The organism is Ruminococcus sp. 210702-SL.1.03 (genome assembly GCF_020559915.1).
Lineage (GTDB): Bacteria > Bacillota > Clostridia > Oscillospirales > Ruminococcaceae > YE71.
Window position 1 is genome coordinate 1 of record NZ_JAJCLZ010000128.1, and the last position, 435, is coordinate 435.

Genomic DNA, 435 nt, shown 5'->3' on the forward strand with positions numbered 1-435 from the left:
CTTATGTACTTGACAGCACGCCGTATACTGTTACAACTTACGTTTCAGATATATCTGCGGATAAGACCGCTGAAAAAGGAATAGCGCTTGCGGCGGAAACTGCTGACATTGTAAACTATCCGCAGGAAGTGGATCTGACGGTTATAAAAAAATCTGACAGCGACAAACCGCTTGAGGGCGTAGTTTTCAACATCTACGCTAAGGACGACGTAGTGCTGAACGGTCACACTATACAGACTGCCGGCGAGCTTGTCGGCACTCTTTCTCCGACGGACGCAGACGGCAAGGCATACAGTGTTTACACCAAGCAGGCGGAAGATGGAGATATGGGCGGCGAATACACTTACCGCGTGCCGATATATCCCGGTTTCAAGTATGATATTTCCGAAGATCCTGCCACAGTACCCGAATACTACGAGCCGCTCTCTGAGCCGA

Annotated in this window: 1 protein-coding gene; it reads left to right on the top strand. The window is 49.7% G+C overall.

The window, feature by feature from the left end; all coding sequences use genetic code 11:
- A partial coding sequence (locus LI114_RS14405; protein WP_227221138.1) for a hypothetical protein occupies positions 1-435 on the top strand: 435 nt, incomplete at both ends.